This window comes from Alicyclobacillus sacchari (genome assembly GCF_004366795.1).
GTDB lineage: Bacteria > Bacillota > Bacilli > Alicyclobacillales > Alicyclobacillaceae > Alicyclobacillus > Alicyclobacillus sacchari.
In genome coordinates this window covers 62124-78034 of sequence record NZ_SORF01000009.1, presented here as the reverse complement: position 1 = coordinate 78034, position 15911 = coordinate 62124, and the positions used below count along the sequence as shown (strand labels likewise).

The following is a 15911-nucleotide window of genomic DNA, read 5'->3' as shown; positions in this document are numbered from 1 at the left end:
GTCCAAAACATGATCGCAATCGCGATCGCCAGAATCCTTCTTTAGCGATCAAGTTGCTGGCGTTCCAGCAGTCGCTCGTTGAATCGTTTCAGTAAGCCGAGAAAGTGTTCGCGATCCGCCTCGGACCAGTCCGCAAGCAGTTCCGCGTACAACTGGCGCCGTGATTCGCGCGTGGCTTCGAGCGCCGCGCTGCCTTCCGGCGTGATCGAAAGCCTAACCTGGCGTTTGTCGATTTCGCCACGCTCTTTGGCGACCAAACCAGCATCGACAATGGGCGCCAATTGCCTGCTGATGGTGGAGATATCGAGTTGGAACGTATTTGCAAGTTGCCCAACCGCCAATGGTCCATCGTTTGCTAGAGCCAATAAAATGAGGTACGCAGAACGGTCAAGATCCTGATGTCGTTGCCAACTCTGCCTAGCCCCTTCCACCCGCCTTGCGAAGACAGCCACTTCCCGCTCGAGTTCTTGCAACACGTCCATACTCCTCGCCTCCAAACCAACGTCTGAATATCCATCCAAGACCATGCATTCATTCTGAAACAGTTGTATAATACAATAGTTGTCGTATTCAAGTGAGCCATGCGCTCAAGCACAACCCAGCAGTCCACAGGGGGAATGTATGATGTCTGCACAATCACAGGCGCCGGACGAATTTGCAGAGGCCGAAGCCAGTATTTTGCGGCAGCCAGCTCCGGTTTGGGCCGTCGCATTCGCCTGCGTCGTCGCCTTTATGGGGTTGGGCCTGGTCGATCCCATTTTACCGGCGATCAGTGCACAACTGCATGCTACCAAAGCACAAACCGAATTGTTGTTCACCAGCTACATGCTCGTCACCGGCTGCATGATGGTGTTCACCGGCTTCATCAGCACACGTATCGGGCCTAAGTACACGCTGCTCATCGGTCTACTATTTATTACCGCTTTTTCATTTTTTGCTGGCCGATCCGGAAGCGTCGGTCAAATTGTCGGTTTTCGCGGCGGCTGGGGTGTGGGTAACGCGATGTTTATCGCGACAGCGCTCAGCGTGATCGTTTCCTCTGCACGCGGTTCCGCCGCCAGCGCTGTCATCTTGTACGAAGCCGCACTGGGACTTGGCATGTCCGTGGGTCCCTTGCTTGGCGGTACACTCGGTTCGCACAGCTGGCGCTATCCATTCTACGGCGTCGCCATCTTGATGGCGATTGGATTTATCGCGGTTCTTTTATTCCTGCGTGGCGTTCCCAAGCCTGCGCACCGGGCATCCATCTTGGCTCCATTCCAAGCGTTGCGTCATCTCAGTTTGCTCACATTGGGTCTGACTGCGCTCTTTTATAACTTTGGCTTTTTCACGTTGCTTGGCTATGCTCCGTACCCGCTTCACATGAGCGCACACGGCATTGGCTACACCTTCTTTGGATGGGGTGTTTTGCTTGCAATCACATCCGTGTTCGTTGCCCCGAAACTGGCTGAGAGATTTGGCGTCTTGCGCACCATGTACGGAATTCTCACCCTGTTTGCTGCGGATTTGCTCGTCATGGGACTGGGTATCCACTCGCAGATCGCACTGGTCATTTGCATCATCGTCGCAGGTGCGTTCCTTGGTGTGAACAATACGCTGATCACGACAGCGGTCATGCAGGCCGCTCCAGTTGAACGGCCCACTGCATCTGCCGCATACAGTTTTGTCCGCTTCGTGGGGGGTGCCGTAGCCCCATGGTTGGCTGGCAAGCTCAGTGACGCCGTTGGACCTGCTATGCCGTTTTACGTTGGCTGTATCGGCGTGTTGGTGGCTTTGGGTATACTGTTCCTGGGCAGAAACGTGTTGCGCCATGTCAATGCCAGTTCGCATTGATTTGTCCATGGCGCGCGAAGGAGCGTTGACATGGAACTCTACTTTCTGGGGACAGGTGCCGGGCTTCCGTCGACAAGGCGCAACGTGACTTCCATCGCGCTGCGCCTTTCGCGTGGGACAAGCAGAGTTTGGCTGTTTGACTGTGGCGAAGGAACGCAACAGCAAATGCTGACGGCGCCATTTGGCCCTGCCAAGGTAGACCGCATATTCATCACACATTTACATGGCGACCACATCTTCGGCTTGCCGGGAATGCTCGGCAGCCGTTCCTTTCAGGCGGGTAGCGGCCCACTGTCCATCCTCGGACCGCTTGGCCTTCGCACATTCCTGAAAACTGCTGTCGAAACGGGCGGATCGCATATTTTATACCCATGGGAAGTCACGGAAATCAGCGATGCGGTGCGCGATGTGGTGATAGATGGGGATTATCGAGTGAGCTATCGGCGTTTGCGCCATGGCATCCCGTCGTACGGATATCGCGTTGAAGAAAGACCGTTTCCAGGCGCTTTGCGCAAGGACTTACTCGAAGCGGCAGGCCTGCCGCCAGGCCCGCTGTACAAGAAGATTAAATCAGGGCATGACGTCACCTTGCCGGACGGGCGCACCCTCGTCGCTGCCGACTATGTCGATCCGCCCGAACCAGGGCGCATTATTGCCATTCTTGGCGACACCCGCCCTTGTGACGAAGCCGTGGAATTAGCTCGCGACGCCGACATCATCGTGCACGAAGCCACATATACCGCTGCCGACGCCGATCTCGCCGCTCGCCATCACCATTCCACGGCGGCCGAGGCCGCCGCCGTGGCGCGCGCGGCTGGTGCACGCAAGCTGGTCTTAACTCATGTGAGTTCGCGCTACGATCACGACGGCGAAGAGCAACTGCTCGCGGACGCCAAACGCATCTTTCCCAATACCATACTCGCGCACGACCACTTGTCTGTGCTGGTGGAGCGTGTCATGTCAAAGCGATGTTGATGCCAATCTCCTGTAATTTGTCAAAAAACATCGGACACGTTTTTGACACGCAGCCCGGATCCTCAATTTCAATGCCCGGCACAACCAAGCCGATGAGTGAAGCCGCCATCGCCACACGATGGTCATCAAACGAAGAAAGGCGGGCTCCATGCGGGGCACCGGGGTAGATTGTCACTCCGTCTGCTCGCTCATCCACAGCAATCCCCAAGCTGCGCAACGTCTCGACAATGACATGTAACCGATCCGATTCATGATGCCGAATGTGTTCGACATCCGTGATCGAAATGGGGCCATCAGCGAACGGTGCGATAAACGCCAATGTCAGCGTTTGATCTGACATTTCCTTCATACTGACGGTCATGCCGCCACGCAGGCGCTCTGGCCCCCGCACCACGATGCCTTGTCCTGAGGTGTCCACGGCACAACCCATCTGTGCGAGGACATCGACAAAATGCACGTCCGGTTGACGCGTATCATACCGCAGGTTCTGGACACGGACCTGCCCGCCGGTGAGCGCCGCGGCCGCCCAAAAGTAACAAGCCGTCGATGCATCCGCTTCAATCTCGTATTCCCTGCCTATGTAAGGCGATGCTTCCACTTGCATGGCGGACAGCCCGGACAGTTCCTTCACCCGCGCGCCAAAGTCACGCATCATATCGAGCGTGATGTGGACGTACGCGTGCTGTACGATGTGATCGACAATCTCCACAGTCAACGGAGATTGTGCGTACGGCGCCGCAATTAACATCCCGCTGATGAATTGCGACGACGTGGCCCCAGACATGTGAACGGTGCCACCTGTAAGTCCATTGGCCTCCAGGCGAATCGGAAGTGTATGCGGGCGCTCAGACATAGGCGTGATGACTGCGCCAAGCGCGGTAAGCGCCTGAAACAGTTCACCCATCGGACGTTCGTTCATTCGGCGACTACCGCGGATAACCCATGAACCGTGTCCAGCCGCCAGTGCACTTGTCAAAAAGCGGGCCGCAGTACCGCCAGCACCTGTGTACACCTCGGTATTGGCGTTCGGCCAAGAGCCGCCCGTACCTTCGACAACCACCGCCTCGGGCCGCACTTCAACGCGAACGCCCAACTGCCGCAAAGCCTCGATGCACCAATACGCATCGTCACTTCGCAGCACACCGGAAAGTCGCGACACTCCCTCGGCCAGCGCTGCAATGACCAAGGCCCGATTGGTCACACTCTTGCTGCCTGGTACAATGACATCCGCAACGATAGGCTGTGTCGCAGGTGTGATGGCAGCCAGGTGAACACCGTGCAACGCCCATGGCGATCTCGCGTGTAAATCCGCTTCCTGCGATGACATTCGCTCACCCCGTTCTTATGGAAGCCGCTTGATCCGATTGGCAATCGGCTCGCGTGACTTCGCCTCCGGTACTTCGCGGGGATAGCCCACGCCGATGATATTGGCGACCTCGTAGTCCGGCCCTACACCGAGCACCTCGCGCGCCGCGTCCGTCCAACCTAAAGAGGTCCAGCGGATCCCCGCGCCATGACTTTGTGCCAAAAGACTAAAATTCTGTATAAAGCACGAGACAGCCATGAGGTTTTCATCGCGCTCCAGTTGCGTTTGGCCGCGTTTCGACAAAATGGCTAGAACCAGCGGCGCATCGCCAAAATTTTGCCCATGCTTCAACTGCGCCCGCGTCTCGGACCCCACAACCAGAACCTGCCAAGGCTCGGTCATCTTATGGTTGGGCGCAAATTTTGCTTCTTCCAACCAGCTCATCCATAGCGCTTCGTCAATCGGTTCTGGCTTGAAAAATTTGATATGACGCCGTGTGCGAATCGCTTCCAGCACGTCCATCGTTTCTCCCCCTCACATTTTACTGTCCGCTCGCCTGCTGCTTGCGCTTGCGCCAGATGGACAAATCCCGTCCAAGCACGTCTTCCAAAGCCGCGATGTCCGACGCGAAATAACGCTCCAATTCAGTGCGGACCGCCGGTTCCATCTGCACCCGTTCCAGTACCATCGATTTCACTTGGTTGCCAAGCCGCTCACGGAAACTCGCCGGCAGCAATGGTTTGACAATCTCTTTAATGCCGTGCGGTTTCGAAATAAAGTTGTAAATCGCCCGTGACTTGGGCACCCCGGATTCGTTGTGGCGGATCGAAGTGTCAGGCGTGAAATCGGAAGAAACCCCAAGAAAGGTGCAGACCTCGCGCACAGCGGCCACCGGATTGCGCGAAAATTCTTCAAAAATAATCACCTTCACGCGATCCGGTCCAAATACGTCGAAATAGCGCTGCACCTGCGAAGCATACAGGCCGACGGCTCGATAATACCACAATGGTTCGAAACTGCCCGCGATGCGCTCGTCCTCTTTTGCCAAGGACTCGCGGAATGGCAAGTGCTCCCTTTCATCGCGCACGAGATGCATGTATGCGGAAAAGGCGCGATCGACGGGATTGCGCAGCATGATGATGATTCGCGCGCCCGGGTACGCCTCGTGCATCCGTTTGGCCGTCCCGGGATAATACAAGTAGAACACGGACGACTCGCCGACCGCCTTCTCGTCGCGCACACCGTCGAACAAAAGGTCGTATTCTGCGCGATCGCGAATCGTATACAAGTTCATACCTTCGTCGCCTGGTCCGCGGAATGTCGGCGGAAAATCCGGAATTGAGAAGTAGTGTGCTTCTTTTTTCGGTGGGATGAACACCTCAGGATGTTGGCTCAAATAGCGGTCCAACGAACTCGTCCCCGACTTTGCCGCGCCGACAATAAAGAAATTCGGCTTCCCCAACTTCTTCACCTCCGATCATCAACAGTTGTTGCGGCCTGCTCAACTCCGGCTGCCCTCGGCACAACACCTTGCTCTTCCAATTCGCGAATGATCTCTGCAACACAATCGGACACCGCCATCCGATCCGTATGTAACACGATATCCGGGTTCTCCGGCGGCTCGTAGACCGCGTCGATCCCGGTAAAATTGCGAATCTCACCAGCCAATGCTCTTTTGTAGAGCCCTTTTGGGTCCCGCTCTTTGCACACCTCAATGGGACACTCGACATAGACTTCGAAAAATTCTCGCTCCCCGAAGCGATGACGAGCCTTTTCGCGATCCTCGCGCGTGGGCGAGATGAGTCCCGCAATGACGATCATCCCGGCATCGACGAACAATTTGGCAATCTCGGACACGCGTCGGATGTTCTCACTGCGATCCGCCTCGCTAAAGCCGAGATCGGCATTGATACCATGACGTAAGTTGTCGCCATCCAACAGATACGTACGCAAACCGCGTCGGTGCAACGTGAGTTCAAGTTCGCACGCAATAGTCGACTTACCGGCGCCTGACAATCCTGTAAGCCAAATCGCGCAACTCGAATGGCCGTTCAAACGGCGTCGATCCTCTTTTGTCACAGGCGTCGGCTGCCATACGATTGAATTCATGTCGTAACCTCACTTTGTTTTGTGCAGCAAGCGTTCCATCACGTCAGCCAGCTGGCCAACCACATGCTGCGTCGTAAACTCCTCCGGAATGGCGACCTGGTCTGCCATACCCGATTGAAACTCTGAAAAACAACGGCGAATGCCCGCTTCAATGCCATCGGGATCGCGCGGGCTGACAACGATATGGCCGTACTGGCGCAAAAGATTTGCCGCTGTCCCCTGCTTGTCGGTAATACCCAGGATTCTCCTCCCGGCTCCCAGATAATCGATCAACTTGGACGCCAAAAATGGATTTCTCCCATTTGCGGATGGAGCGTCAATCAATAAAAGGACGTCCGACTGCCGCATCATGTTCAAACTTTCGAGATAGGATACGCGACCACGGTGCACAGGGACCGGCGAGTGTGCGACGAGATCGGCAAATTTGGCCTCCACGTTACCGAAAAATTGCACAACTGTGCGCGCTGCCATCGCTGGATCGGCGGCCACAGCTTTGTGCAAGCCGGACAGAAACGGCTCGGGCGACCTCGCCCCGTAAAAATCACCCATATAGGAGAAGACACACTTGCCCACGAGTTCGGGTGCGCGAACAACATCGTTTGGGTAGAGTTCCGGCGTGAAGTGATGCGGTAAAATCACTGATTTCTGTGCAATGGGTAATGCCGGATACGAGCGCTCGTACATCTCCCGAATTTCCGAGGTCGGAAAGATCAACACATCAGCTTCCGTAACGACAGCCTGCTCCATACGCTGGTTGTACTGCTTCCGTCTGCTCGTATGATGGGTGTGATACGGATTATTGGCCCAGGGATCGCTAAACTGTGCAATCCACGGCTTCCCTGTCCGCCGTTTGACCGCTAAGGCAAGGATGTGGCTTGCGCCTGGCTGAGAGCGGCTGTAAATGGCATCACACTGCCTTTGCGCTACATCGAGATGCGTGGCTTTGGCCCACAAGTACTGTTCATCAACCGCAAGCCCCATCAACTTCTCCAAGGCTCGACGCGGTTTATACGCTGCGGGCTTCCATGTCCGCGCTCGAATGACTTCCACTGCGTCAGGCACCTGCAAACGCGTATCCGATCCCGCTCTCTCATCACTTGTCACAAGCCGCAGCCGAAAATGGCTGGCCAATTCACGCAACGTCTTCCACACCAAAATGGCCTCCGCGTTTAATTGCGGCGGCGCAAAGTAGGAAACGACCAATACGGTCGGTTTCACCCTGGTCACGGGTCTTCCCCCTATTCGATAGGCTGCATTGATATGTACCGTGATCTCCTCGCTGTGAACGTCCCTAGTCTACACAAAGGGCAAAGTATCAACAACGAAACAAGCAGCGACAGGAACGTCCCAATCGCATGCACATCAGAGTTCGATACCCTTCCTGCGCAGATTTTCACGGCACTCCTGCAGATATCTATCGTCGTGCTCAGGGTAAATTGGCTTCGTGGGCGAGTACCTACGCGGATCCGTCGCGATGGAAGCGAGGCGTCGCCCCCGATAACCGGGGACGCGCCATTCTGGTGCCACACGATAGCCGTGCACCTGCATTTCGTCCATCACAAGGCCGTGATACTGGACAAGATACTCATAGGGATGACGGAACACATAGTTGACCGTCGCATGCGGGCGATTCCAGCCAAGCCCGCGCAAAGCACAGCACTCCCGATGTTGACCCAATAGCTGTTGGCGCGGCAAAACGGCCATCAGCGCTTCATGCCACAGGCGCATGCGTGCCTCCTTGAACCTAGGTAAGCCCCCGCGCACACCCTTTGATGCTTCAGGGAACGAGACACATGTTCAGTATACAGATAAAGCATTGAGACTTCATTGAGATTTTTTTGAGAAAAGGCGAATGCAGTCAAGACACCAAAGTCAACGGAAAGTGGAGCCTCTGCCTTTCACTGCGAATCCCGAAACTGAAGCACACACGTTGGCTTCACCTGTTCTTGTCACGCATGCATTGACAAATAGGAGGCCACCATGTAGTGTACTCAGTGTTGTTTGTGTTTACGAAAAGTAAGTTTATAAACTTTTTGACATCCGCATCGATGGATTGCGATTGACTTGGATCTTGGCTTTTGCCCACCGACGCCACTAAACGGTTGCTGCATATTGCACATCTATTTGATCACGATGATTTCTGTTCGAGGGGAGACCTGTGAGGTAGCGCGGCACGATAGACGATGTCCAGTCCAAATGGTCAACGCCATTGCGGTCACCGTCCCGGCATGTAATGACTTCAATCCCGGAAGGAGTAGAATTTTGTGAGCAATAAGATTCTCGGCATTCATCATATCACCGCGATGTCAGGCATGGCACAAGCCAATGTAGATTTTTACGTTGGCGTTCTCGGGCTTCGGTTGGTTAAGAAGACGGTGAACTTCGATGCTCCGGATGTGTACCACTTTTATTATGGCGACACCGTCGGCAATCCTGGAACGATCCTCACGTTTTTCCCATTCGGCGAAGGTCCAAGAAGTCGCAGCGGAGCGGGCCAGGCAACCGCGACGTCGTTTTCCATTCGGCCTGAATCGATCGCCTTTTGGATCCAACGCTTGCAAGACCACGCTGTGTCTGTCAGTGGTCCGGAAGAACGGCCGAATCATCGACAGGTCATCACGTTCCACGACCCAGATGGTCTTGCGCTCGAACTGGTTGCTCATGAAGGTGCCGAGACGCGACCGGGATGGAAGGATGGCCCTGTGCCAAGTGAGCATGCGATCCGCGGATTTTACGGCGTCACAATAAAAGTCAAGAATCACGCCTTAACTTCCGCGTTGCTCCAGGACGTGATGGGCTTCCAGCTGATTGAACAGAACGGTTACCGTTTTCGCTACGAGGTCGGGGAAGGCGGGCCTGGTACCATAATCGACGTCATTAGCCAGGCAGATGCCTCATATGGGAGACAATCCATCGGGTCAATCCACCACATTGCTTGGCGTGTAGCCAACGAAGATGAACTCGTTCGTTGGCAACAAAAGCTGCTGGATGTTGGGCTGCATGTCACGGAAGTCAAAGACCGAAACTACTTCAAATCCATTTACTTCCGCGAACCAGGCGGTGTTCTATTTGAATTAGCAACCGATCCGCCGGGATTCGCGATCGATGAATCCGTGGAGAACTTGGGATCGGATTTAAAGCTACCCGAATGGCTCGAACCCACCCGTTCCAGCTTGGAGGCTCAATTGCCACCTATCAACGTTCCAAAGATTAGGAGATAGCCCATCATGACCTTCATACACAAGTTGATTCCGTCTGCGACCGGGACAAATGAGATCACATTGCTTCTGTTGCACGGAACCGGGGGAAACGAGGAGGATTTGTTTCCCCTGGGGCAATTTTTAGCTCCTCATGCCGCAATGCTTGGGGTACGCGGTAAAGTCCTTGAAAACGGTATGCCACGTTTCTTCCGTCGACTAGCGGAAGGCGTATTCGATGAAGAGGATCTCATTTTCCGTACGCATGAACTCGCTCAATTTGTTGAGGAAGCAGCCAACACGTATGCGCTCAACCCAGAGCGAATCTATGCTGTAGGTTACTCCAACGGGGCTAATATAGCGGCTAGTATGTTGTTCCTCAAGCCAGGCATTTTATCGGGAGCCATCTTGTTCCGCGCGATGGTTCCCCTTGAACCAAGCAAACTACCCGACCTGACAGGCAAGCGTGTGCTGATGCAATCAGGAAAACACGATCCGATTGTCCCAGCAAGCAACAGTGAGAAACTGGCGCAGTTACTCAAACAGGCAGGCGCCGAGGTCACGCTTAATTGGCAAAACACAGGGCACGGTTTGACAAATTCAGAACTTACGGTGGCCCAGAAGTGGATGGCACAGCTGCAAAACTAGCTTCTCGCTCACGATTTACACATCGTGGTTGATGTGTTCAGCGGTACCCGGAGACCCCTTCTTTGGCAAATGCCAGCCATAATGTAGAGAAATCATCCGCAACACAACAACCACGACAAATAAGGCGTACTGAGCGGGTGCCACCGGAGCGATGCCCAATCCGACACACAGCCCCGCAAACAGCGCCCAAACAGCATAGACTTCGGCTTGGAAGACGAGCGGCTTGCGCCCGGCCAACACGTCGCGAATGATCCCGCCGCCAATGCCGGTCATCAGTGCGGCAACAAGCGTTGTCGCGAATGTGCTATGTGCATGATGGGCGTAAGTCGCTCCTTCAATCGCAAAGGCAGATAAGCCAATCGCATCAAAAAAGCTGACGACTCGCTGCCAACGGTGTATCCAGTCGTATGGCAGCACAAATACGATACCTATCGTAATGGTGGCTGTCAGAAACAGAGACGGCTGGTGCCAGATATTCGCTACCGGCAAACCGACTATCAAATTGCGAATCATGCCTCCGCCAAATGCAGTGACGAATCCTAAGATAAACACACCTAATAAATCAAACTGCTCCTCGACAGCTACCAGGGAGCCGCTGACCGCAAAGGCAACCGTGCCAATGATATTCAAAACGCCCCAGACGATTGCAAATCCCTCCTGCCGTAGAAGGCGGCCATGGTGATACCGTTCGACCGCAACGACTGCCATATCACCAATCGTCGAGAAACTTCTCTCGCTCGTTTCGTGCCGGAATCCGGCATACGTTGCGCTGGCCGAACCAAGCATACCGGTGTCTAGCAATCCAATCGTATATTGTATCGCGCGTGTCCTGTGGAATCCATGCCAAATACCGCAGCCATGACCATGGTTGCGGAAGCCCTGTGCAAATTTGCAAGACAGCGGCAGATCGTTCATAAAGCTGACCACGAGCGAAGACAATCAGCGAGTCCGCGAAACATGCGTTCGCTGAGTGCTCGACAACGAGTCTTTCTGAAAACCCAGACTGCAGGAAAGCAAATCGAAAGGTGTCTTTGCGATCGCGCCTCAAAATCCAATTCACAGCTCCGTTACAAAGCGAACAGGTACCGTCAAACAAAATGATAATTTTGTCCTTTTCCTCCATGCTCCTACCACCCATACAAGTGACATACATACCCCCAATATATGATCAACGCGCCGGATTGTCCGGCGCGTGCCTTGTATAGCGTGATTTACTTTACTTTGAGGATGGTTTGAACGTCTGGTCCGCCTTTGACAAGCACTTCCGCGTCCAAACCAAGTTCTGTGCTGGACTTTGGCAAACTCTTAGGAACAACAATCTTCCCAGTCCATGTATCATTTTTGCCAGCCTGGAAAATCGTCGTCACCAGCGTCTTAGAAGCGTGCGCCGTACCATCCAAGAGTGTTACCTGTACGTCCTTCTGCGCAAAGTTATGACTGACGGTGCCTGTAACGGTTAATGTCTGCCCTGGCGCGACCGTTTGTTCCGCCTTTGGCGAGGTCACTGTGATGGCGTTCGCCGCGTGGACACTGTTTGCTTTCGATTGGTTCGAGGTCGCTGCGGTACTTTTGGTCGTGGCCTTCGTGGTTGTACTCTTAACTGCCGCAGATTTCTTTGCGCTAGTCGCCTTATCCCCCGACGTCGTATGTTTTGTCGAAGAAACGGTTGTACTTGCCGCACCGCCACTTGTGCTGTTACCACTCGTGCTATTAGCAGATGTACCACACCCAGCCAAGGCCAGAATGGCCACTGCTGTCATTCCAAACATGCTGATCCGCTGCTTGCGGTTCATACACCCATCTCCCTTGTAAAATCAGCGCGATCGCGCTTCAATGGGTATGCTGAACCTCCGAACTCAAAAATGCCTCAGAAGAAAGCCCTCACATATTTGACGGTTTTATGAACGACACTGAACACCGTTGATCGACGGCAATAATACAGGATATACCACCAACGATTTGCCCCTGGTGGATCAAGGTGAAAGCTGCGGGCACATTGAGTACAATCAGGAATGGAACAAATGAATAATCATAAAGGGTGAACAATGTGCCCCCTCTAACGAACCGCCAAGCTGCCTTGCTCAACCTGTTGGTCAATGCGGCGGCACCCGTTCCAGGTCAAGCGCTTGCTGACGAATTAGGCGTGACACGCCAGGTCATTGTGCACGATATTGCGCTCTTGCGTGCCGCTGGACAACGAATCTTTGCAACCCCCAAAGGATACCTTATCGAGTCTGCACTGCCTGCCGACAAACAAACGGTTTTGGCGGTCTCCCACACGCCGGAACAAACCGCAACGGAGCTATACATTCTGGTAGACTGTGGCTTACGTGTGCTCGATGTACGTGTGGAGCACCCAGTCTATGGGGAATTGGTGGGCAACCTGCTATTGTCTTCACGCCGCGATGTCGATTTATTTATGCAAAGAATCCGCACCGAGCAGGCGCCTTTGCTATCGACATTAACAGGTGGTTATCACTATCACCGCGTGGAATACCAAGAAGACGAACAATTGCAAGAAGCCCTCAACCAACTGACACACGCTGGCATTCGGCTCCTGGAGGGCAGTGAGTCGCCGATGATGCCGGAAAGATAGTTCGAGACCGGGCAGCTCCCCTGCCCGCACAAACAGCTCACGCCTGTATCGCCCATATATGGTAAAAGGCCGTCCGCGGACGACCTTCACGTGCTTGCTTCCATTCGCCACGCCCTAATCGCGGCGTAGCTGACTTTACTCCTGTACAAAGCGGCGCTGTGTTTTCGTATGGGTTTCACGGATTAGGAGACTGCGCCAACGGTTCCCATGACCTGCTTGGTGACGTGTTCAATCACTGTGGCAGGCAGTTTGAACACCATGCCGGCCGGATCGGACTGCACCAACCTGACTACCTGTACCAAGTCATTCTGCTGGATGTTGTAATCAGCAAAGGTATCTGGCAAACCCACGCGCTTACGTAGATCTGTGATATAGGCAACGATAGCCTGTAGTGCGCCTTCGGAGCTCTCGGGCACATATCGTAACCCAAGCACTTCCGCAAATCCACGCGAGCGCGTTAGATAGAACTCGGACATCGATGCCATGACGTACGGCAGCAAGACGGCATTGGCCAGGCCATGGGGGATATTGAATTTGGCGCCCAGGGCATGCGCCATGTTGTGCACGGGAATCGCGTTCAGGGCTGCACTGAATGCCGAGATGGCCATACAGCTTGCAATCAACATATTCGCTCGGGCCTTTAGATTCGATCCTTCCTTCACCGCCGTCTCCAGATTCTCAACAACCAACCGGGTTGACTGAATTGCATATGCGTCAGTCATAGGATTGGCAGCCGGAGAAAAGTAGGCTTCTAATGCATGTGTCAGCACATCAAATCCGGTAAATGCAGTGATTTTTGGGGGGAGGCCCAAGGTCAATTCAGGATCGAGCAGTGCAAAATCCGCCGCCACGAATGGATTAATGAGATTCGTCTTTATGTTCAGCGTTTCGTTGAAAACGACCGCGATGGGGGATACTTCCGCACCTGTACCGGCTGTGGTCGGCAATGCCACATGCGGAATGGGAATGTACTGTGCCTCCGGAAACATCTCAATGGTGTTTGTAACAAGCCCCATACGCACATCCTGCAATCCTTTGTGCATCATCCACTTCATGGCCTTCACAGTGTCGAGGACACTGCCACCACCCAAGGCAATGAGACAGTCCGCACCAAGCGCCTTGAACTGCGCGACCGCCTTATTAATAACAGCTGCTTTCGCGTCCTGCTCCACGTCATCAAATATGCCGACAAGTCGAACCGGCTGCCAGGAAACGTCAAACAACTGACTGACCTGCGCAGTCACCCCAGCCTGAGTCACACCTTTATCGGTGACCAGCAGAGCTTTGCGTCCACCAAGTCCACGCAACAATTCCGGCAACAATGTACGGCAGCCAGCGCCACTGTGCACTGCCGTCCGCACACCAAACTGAAAGTAGGACGTGGTCATTCCCGTACCACCTTTCCGAATGCACTTCACTCACAATTTGCGGTGCCCCTACACGTTGATTTCATCGCGAGTTACCGCTACCCAACTGCATTTCTTGTACAAGATACATATACATTCGAAACGCCGACTAAACGACCACGGATTAGCCAAACAACATGCCGAGCCAATGGCGCTTTTCCAACTCAGGCACCAGTGAAACATGGACATGTTTTAACTGCGTGTACTCGTCCAATGCGTGTCTCCCTAGTTCGCGGCCAAATCCACTCTGCTTATATCCGCCAAATGGAGCGTCCGAGCGCAGCAAGTGCCAGTCGTTGATCCATACGGTTCCTGCCCGCAATTTGCGTGCAATCCGGTAAGCTTCATTGATGTTGCGGGTCCAGACGCCCGCTGCAAGACCATATATGGTATCGTTGGCCAAGCGAATTGCTTCCTCCACTTCTTTGTATTGAATTACCGCCAGCACTGGACCAAAAATCTCTTCCTGCGCGATCCGCATGTCATTCCTGACATCGGCAAAGATAGTTGGTTCGATGAAATAGCCGCCTTCACATCCCTCCACAACAGCTGGTTTGCCCCCGCACACAAGCCGCGCGCCTTCCTCTTGGCCGAGACGGATGTAGTTGAGCACGATATCAAACTGCTGCTTCGACACCACTGGCCCCATGCCTGTCCGCTCGCTGAGTGGGTTCCCCAACTTAATGTCCTTCACTTTCGAAGCTAGTTGCTCAATAACCTCGCTATACATCGATTCATGCACAAACAACCTTGTTCCAGACTCACAGATTTGCCCTGAGTGCATGAATACCCCAAACAATGCACCAGGAATGGCAATTTCCAAATCCGCGTCCGGCAGGATGATCGACGGAGATTTGCCGCCAAGTTCGAGTGAAATTTTCTTGACAGATCCAGAAGCCATATGCATAATCCGTTTGCCAACTTCAGTCGATCCAGTAAAAGCAACTTTATCTACCAATGGATGTGTGACCAGTGCCTCCCCGGTACTCGCACCGGGACCCGCAACGACATTCAACACGCCTCCCGGGATGCCAGCCTGCACTGCCAACTCGGCCAACTTTAAGGTGGATAAAGGCGTGTTTGACGCTGGCTTCACCACAATACAGTTGCCCATCGCCAAGGCCGGAATGACCTTCCACATCGCGAGCATCATTGGGAAGTTCCATGGTGTAATGGCCGCGCACACGCCAATTGGTTCACGCCATACCTGCCCCTCAGCGGGACCAGGGACGGTCGGTATCGGGAGATGCTCCACATACTTGTACTCCTGTACGAACTTTGCGGTCTGAACAAGGAGATCGCCAATTTGCAGAATGTCAGACAACGCAATACGTCGAACCGTGCCACCTGAACTAATAGACTCTAGATAGACCAGTTCATCAGCATTTTCCATAATTTTTTGAGCAAATGACATGAGCATGGCAGCACGCGCTTCAGGTGATAGCTCCGACCATACACCACTATCAAAGGTTGTACGGGCTACCAGCACGGCGTAATCCACGTCTTCCTTGCCTGCCTTTGCGACTTTGGCAACAACTTGGCCGGTCGCAGGATTCATGACCTCGAACGTTTCTCCGGATCGCGCAGGTACCCAGTGACCGCCAATAAACAGCGGGAAACTCTGTATTTCCAGATCGGCTGCCACAATCATCACCCCTTGAATCGAACAAATTTTGTAAGCGCATTCATTGCAGTCCCGATTTGACCCTCACGCACTTGATTCGTCAAATCCGCACATTTCTGCGAAAGCAACAGTTTTCGTGCCCTTCCAAAATCAATTCCTATTCAACAATGTGGCAGATTATTATCACAAAGGTCGGAAGACCGTATAACCGGCGAGG

General features: G+C 53.9%; 17 protein-coding genes. 5 read left to right on the top strand and 12 right to left on the bottom strand.

The genetic code is table 11. From position 1 onward, the window contains the following. Positions 1-41: 41 nt before the first annotated feature. Positions 42-482 carry a MarR family winged helix-turn-helix transcriptional regulator gene (locus C7445_RS10120; protein WP_243835117.1) on the bottom strand — a complete coding sequence of 147 codons (441 nt, stop codon included), beginning with the start codon at positions 480-482 and terminating at the stop codon, positions 42-44. A gap of 142 nt (positions 483-624) precedes the next feature. Between C7445_RS10120 and C7445_RS10115 the strand changes: the two genes are divergently transcribed. Next, positions 625-1833 carry an MFS transporter gene (locus C7445_RS10115; protein WP_134159973.1) on the top strand — a complete coding sequence of 403 codons (1209 nt, stop codon included), beginning with the start codon at positions 625-627 and terminating at the stop codon, positions 1831-1833. Between the two features lie 30 nt (positions 1834-1863). After that, positions 1864-2808, top strand: a complete 945-nt coding sequence (rnz, locus tag C7445_RS10110; protein WP_134159972.1) for a ribonuclease Z — start codon at positions 1864-1866, stop codon at positions 2806-2808. On the opposite strand, the gene aroA is transcribed toward rnz, so the two are convergent. From aroA to C7445_RS10080, 6 genes are all read right to left on the bottom strand, one after another. Further along, the gene (aroA, locus tag C7445_RS10105) at positions 2789-4135 is read right to left on the bottom strand and encodes a 3-phosphoshikimate 1-carboxyvinyltransferase (protein WP_134159970.1); all 1347 of its coding nucleotides are present in this window, start codon (positions 4133-4135) and stop codon (positions 2789-2791) included. The two genes, rnz and aroA, sit on opposite strands and share 20 nt — an antisense overlap. Before the next feature lie 15 nt (positions 4136-4150). Next, positions 4151-4636, bottom strand: a complete 486-nt coding sequence (locus C7445_RS10100; protein ID WP_134159968.1) for a nitroreductase family protein — start codon at positions 4634-4636, stop codon at positions 4151-4153. A gap of 19 nt (positions 4637-4655) precedes the next feature. After that, positions 4656-5585, bottom strand: coding sequence for a sulfotransferase family protein (locus C7445_RS10095; RefSeq protein ID WP_424923004.1), 930 nt, complete (start codon positions 5583-5585; stop codon positions 4656-4658). After that, on the bottom strand, positions 5582-6223 hold the full coding sequence (gene cysC / locus C7445_RS10090; protein WP_134159964.1) for an adenylyl-sulfate kinase: 642 nt from the start codon (positions 6221-6223) through the stop codon (positions 5582-5584). The genes C7445_RS10095 and cysC overlap by 4 nt, the downstream gene beginning before the upstream one ends. 9 nt (positions 6224-6232) lie before the next feature. After that, positions 6233-7450: a glycosyltransferase gene (locus tag C7445_RS10085; RefSeq protein WP_243835116.1), complete on the bottom strand. Its 1218-nt coding sequence runs from the start codon at positions 7448-7450 to the stop codon at positions 6233-6235. Between the two features lie 135 nt (positions 7451-7585). Beyond that, positions 7586-7951, bottom strand: a complete 366-nt coding sequence (locus C7445_RS10080) for a TIGR02328 family protein (RefSeq protein ID WP_134159962.1) — start codon at positions 7949-7951, stop codon at positions 7586-7588. A 536-nt stretch (positions 7952-8487) separates the two neighbouring features. Here C7445_RS10080 and C7445_RS10075 point away from each other — a divergent pair. Together C7445_RS10075 and C7445_RS10070 are read left to right on the top strand one after the other, a co-directional pair. Continuing rightward, a complete protein-coding gene (locus C7445_RS10075; protein ID WP_134159960.1) occupies positions 8488-9444 on the top strand; it encodes a ring-cleaving dioxygenase in 957 nt (318 codons plus the stop codon). 6 nt (positions 9445-9450) lie between these two features. Continuing rightward, positions 9451-10068: an alpha/beta hydrolase gene (locus C7445_RS10070; RefSeq protein ID WP_134159958.1), complete on the top strand. Its 618-nt coding sequence runs from the start codon at positions 9451-9453 to the stop codon at positions 10066-10068. A 15-nt stretch (positions 10069-10083) separates the two neighbouring features. On the opposite strand, the gene C7445_RS10065 is transcribed toward C7445_RS10070, so the two are convergent. The 3 genes from C7445_RS10065 to C7445_RS10055 all read right to left on the bottom strand — a co-directional run bounded on the left by C7445_RS10065 (position 10084) and on the right by C7445_RS10055 (position 11861). Next, the gene (locus C7445_RS10065) at positions 10084-10713 is read right to left on the bottom strand and encodes a trimeric intracellular cation channel family protein (RefSeq protein WP_243835126.1); all 630 of its coding nucleotides are present in this window, start codon (positions 10711-10713) and stop codon (positions 10084-10086) included. Positions 10714-10777: 64 nt separating this feature from the next. Further along, a complete protein-coding gene (locus tag C7445_RS15010; protein WP_166669087.1) occupies positions 10778-11191 on the bottom strand; it encodes a thiol-disulfide oxidoreductase DCC family protein in 414 nt (137 codons plus the stop codon). A gap of 88 nt (positions 11192-11279) precedes the next feature. After that, positions 11280-11861 carry a hypothetical protein gene (locus C7445_RS10055; protein WP_134159952.1) on the bottom strand — a complete coding sequence of 194 codons (582 nt, stop codon included), beginning with the start codon at positions 11859-11861 and terminating at the stop codon, positions 11280-11282. Between the two features lie 254 nt (positions 11862-12115). On the opposite strand from C7445_RS10055, the gene C7445_RS10050 reads away from it, so the two are divergent. Beyond that, the gene (locus tag C7445_RS10050; protein WP_134159950.1) at positions 12116-12664 is read left to right on the top strand and encodes a transcription repressor NadR; all 549 of its coding nucleotides are present in this window, start codon (positions 12116-12118) and stop codon (positions 12662-12664) included. A 182-nt stretch (positions 12665-12846) separates the two neighbouring features. On the opposite strand, the gene C7445_RS10045 is transcribed toward C7445_RS10050, so the two are convergent. Then, positions 12847-14052, bottom strand: coding sequence for an iron-containing alcohol dehydrogenase (locus C7445_RS10045; RefSeq protein WP_134159948.1), 1206 nt, complete (start codon positions 14050-14052; stop codon positions 12847-12849). Between the two features lie 142 nt (positions 14053-14194). Then, positions 14195-15721, bottom strand: a complete 1527-nt coding sequence (locus C7445_RS10040) for an aldehyde dehydrogenase family protein (protein WP_243835115.1) — start codon at positions 15719-15721, stop codon at positions 14195-14197. Between the last annotated feature and the right edge of the window lie 190 nt (positions 15722-15911).

Coding starts and splice junctions, on each gene's coding strand:
- C7445_RS10115 (WP_134159973.1), top strand. CDS start 625: ATGTCTGCACAATCACAGGCGCCGGACGAATTTGCAGAGGCCGAAGCC.
- C7445_RS10120 (WP_243835117.1), bottom strand. CDS start 482: ATGGACGTGTTGCAAGAACTCGAGCGGGAAGTGGCTGTCTTCGCAAGG.
- aroA (WP_134159970.1), bottom strand. CDS start 4,135: ATGTCATCGCAGGAAGCGGATTTACACGCGAGATCGCCATGGGCGTTG.
- C7445_RS10040 (WP_243835115.1), bottom strand. CDS start 15,721: ATGATTGTGGCAGCCGATCTGGAAATACAGAGTTTCCCGCTGTTTATT.
- C7445_RS10100 (WP_134159968.1), bottom strand. CDS start 4,636: ATGGACGTGCTGGAAGCGATTCGCACACGGCGTCATATCAAATTTTTC.
- C7445_RS15010 (WP_166669087.1), bottom strand. CDS start 11,191: ATGGAGGAAAAGGACAAAATTATCATTTTGTTTGACGGTACCTGTTCG.
- cysC (WP_134159964.1), bottom strand. CDS start 6,223: ATGAATTCAATCGTATGGCAGCCGACGCCTGTGACAAAAGAGGATCGA.
- C7445_RS10045 (WP_134159948.1), bottom strand. CDS start 14,052: ATGACCACGTCCTACTTTCAGTTTGGTGTGCGGACGGCAGTGCACAGT.
- C7445_RS10070 (WP_134159958.1), top strand. CDS start 9,451: ATGACCTTCATACACAAGTTGATTCCGTCTGCGACCGGGACAAATGAG.
- rnz (WP_134159972.1), top strand. CDS start 1,864: ATGGAACTCTACTTTCTGGGGACAGGTGCCGGGCTTCCGTCGACAAGG.
- C7445_RS10055 (WP_134159952.1), bottom strand. CDS start 11,861: ATGAACCGCAAGCAGCGGATCAGCATGTTTGGAATGACAGCAGTGGCC.
- C7445_RS10080 (WP_134159962.1), bottom strand. CDS start 7,951: ATGCGCCTGTGGCATGAAGCGCTGATGGCCGTTTTGCCGCGCCAACAG.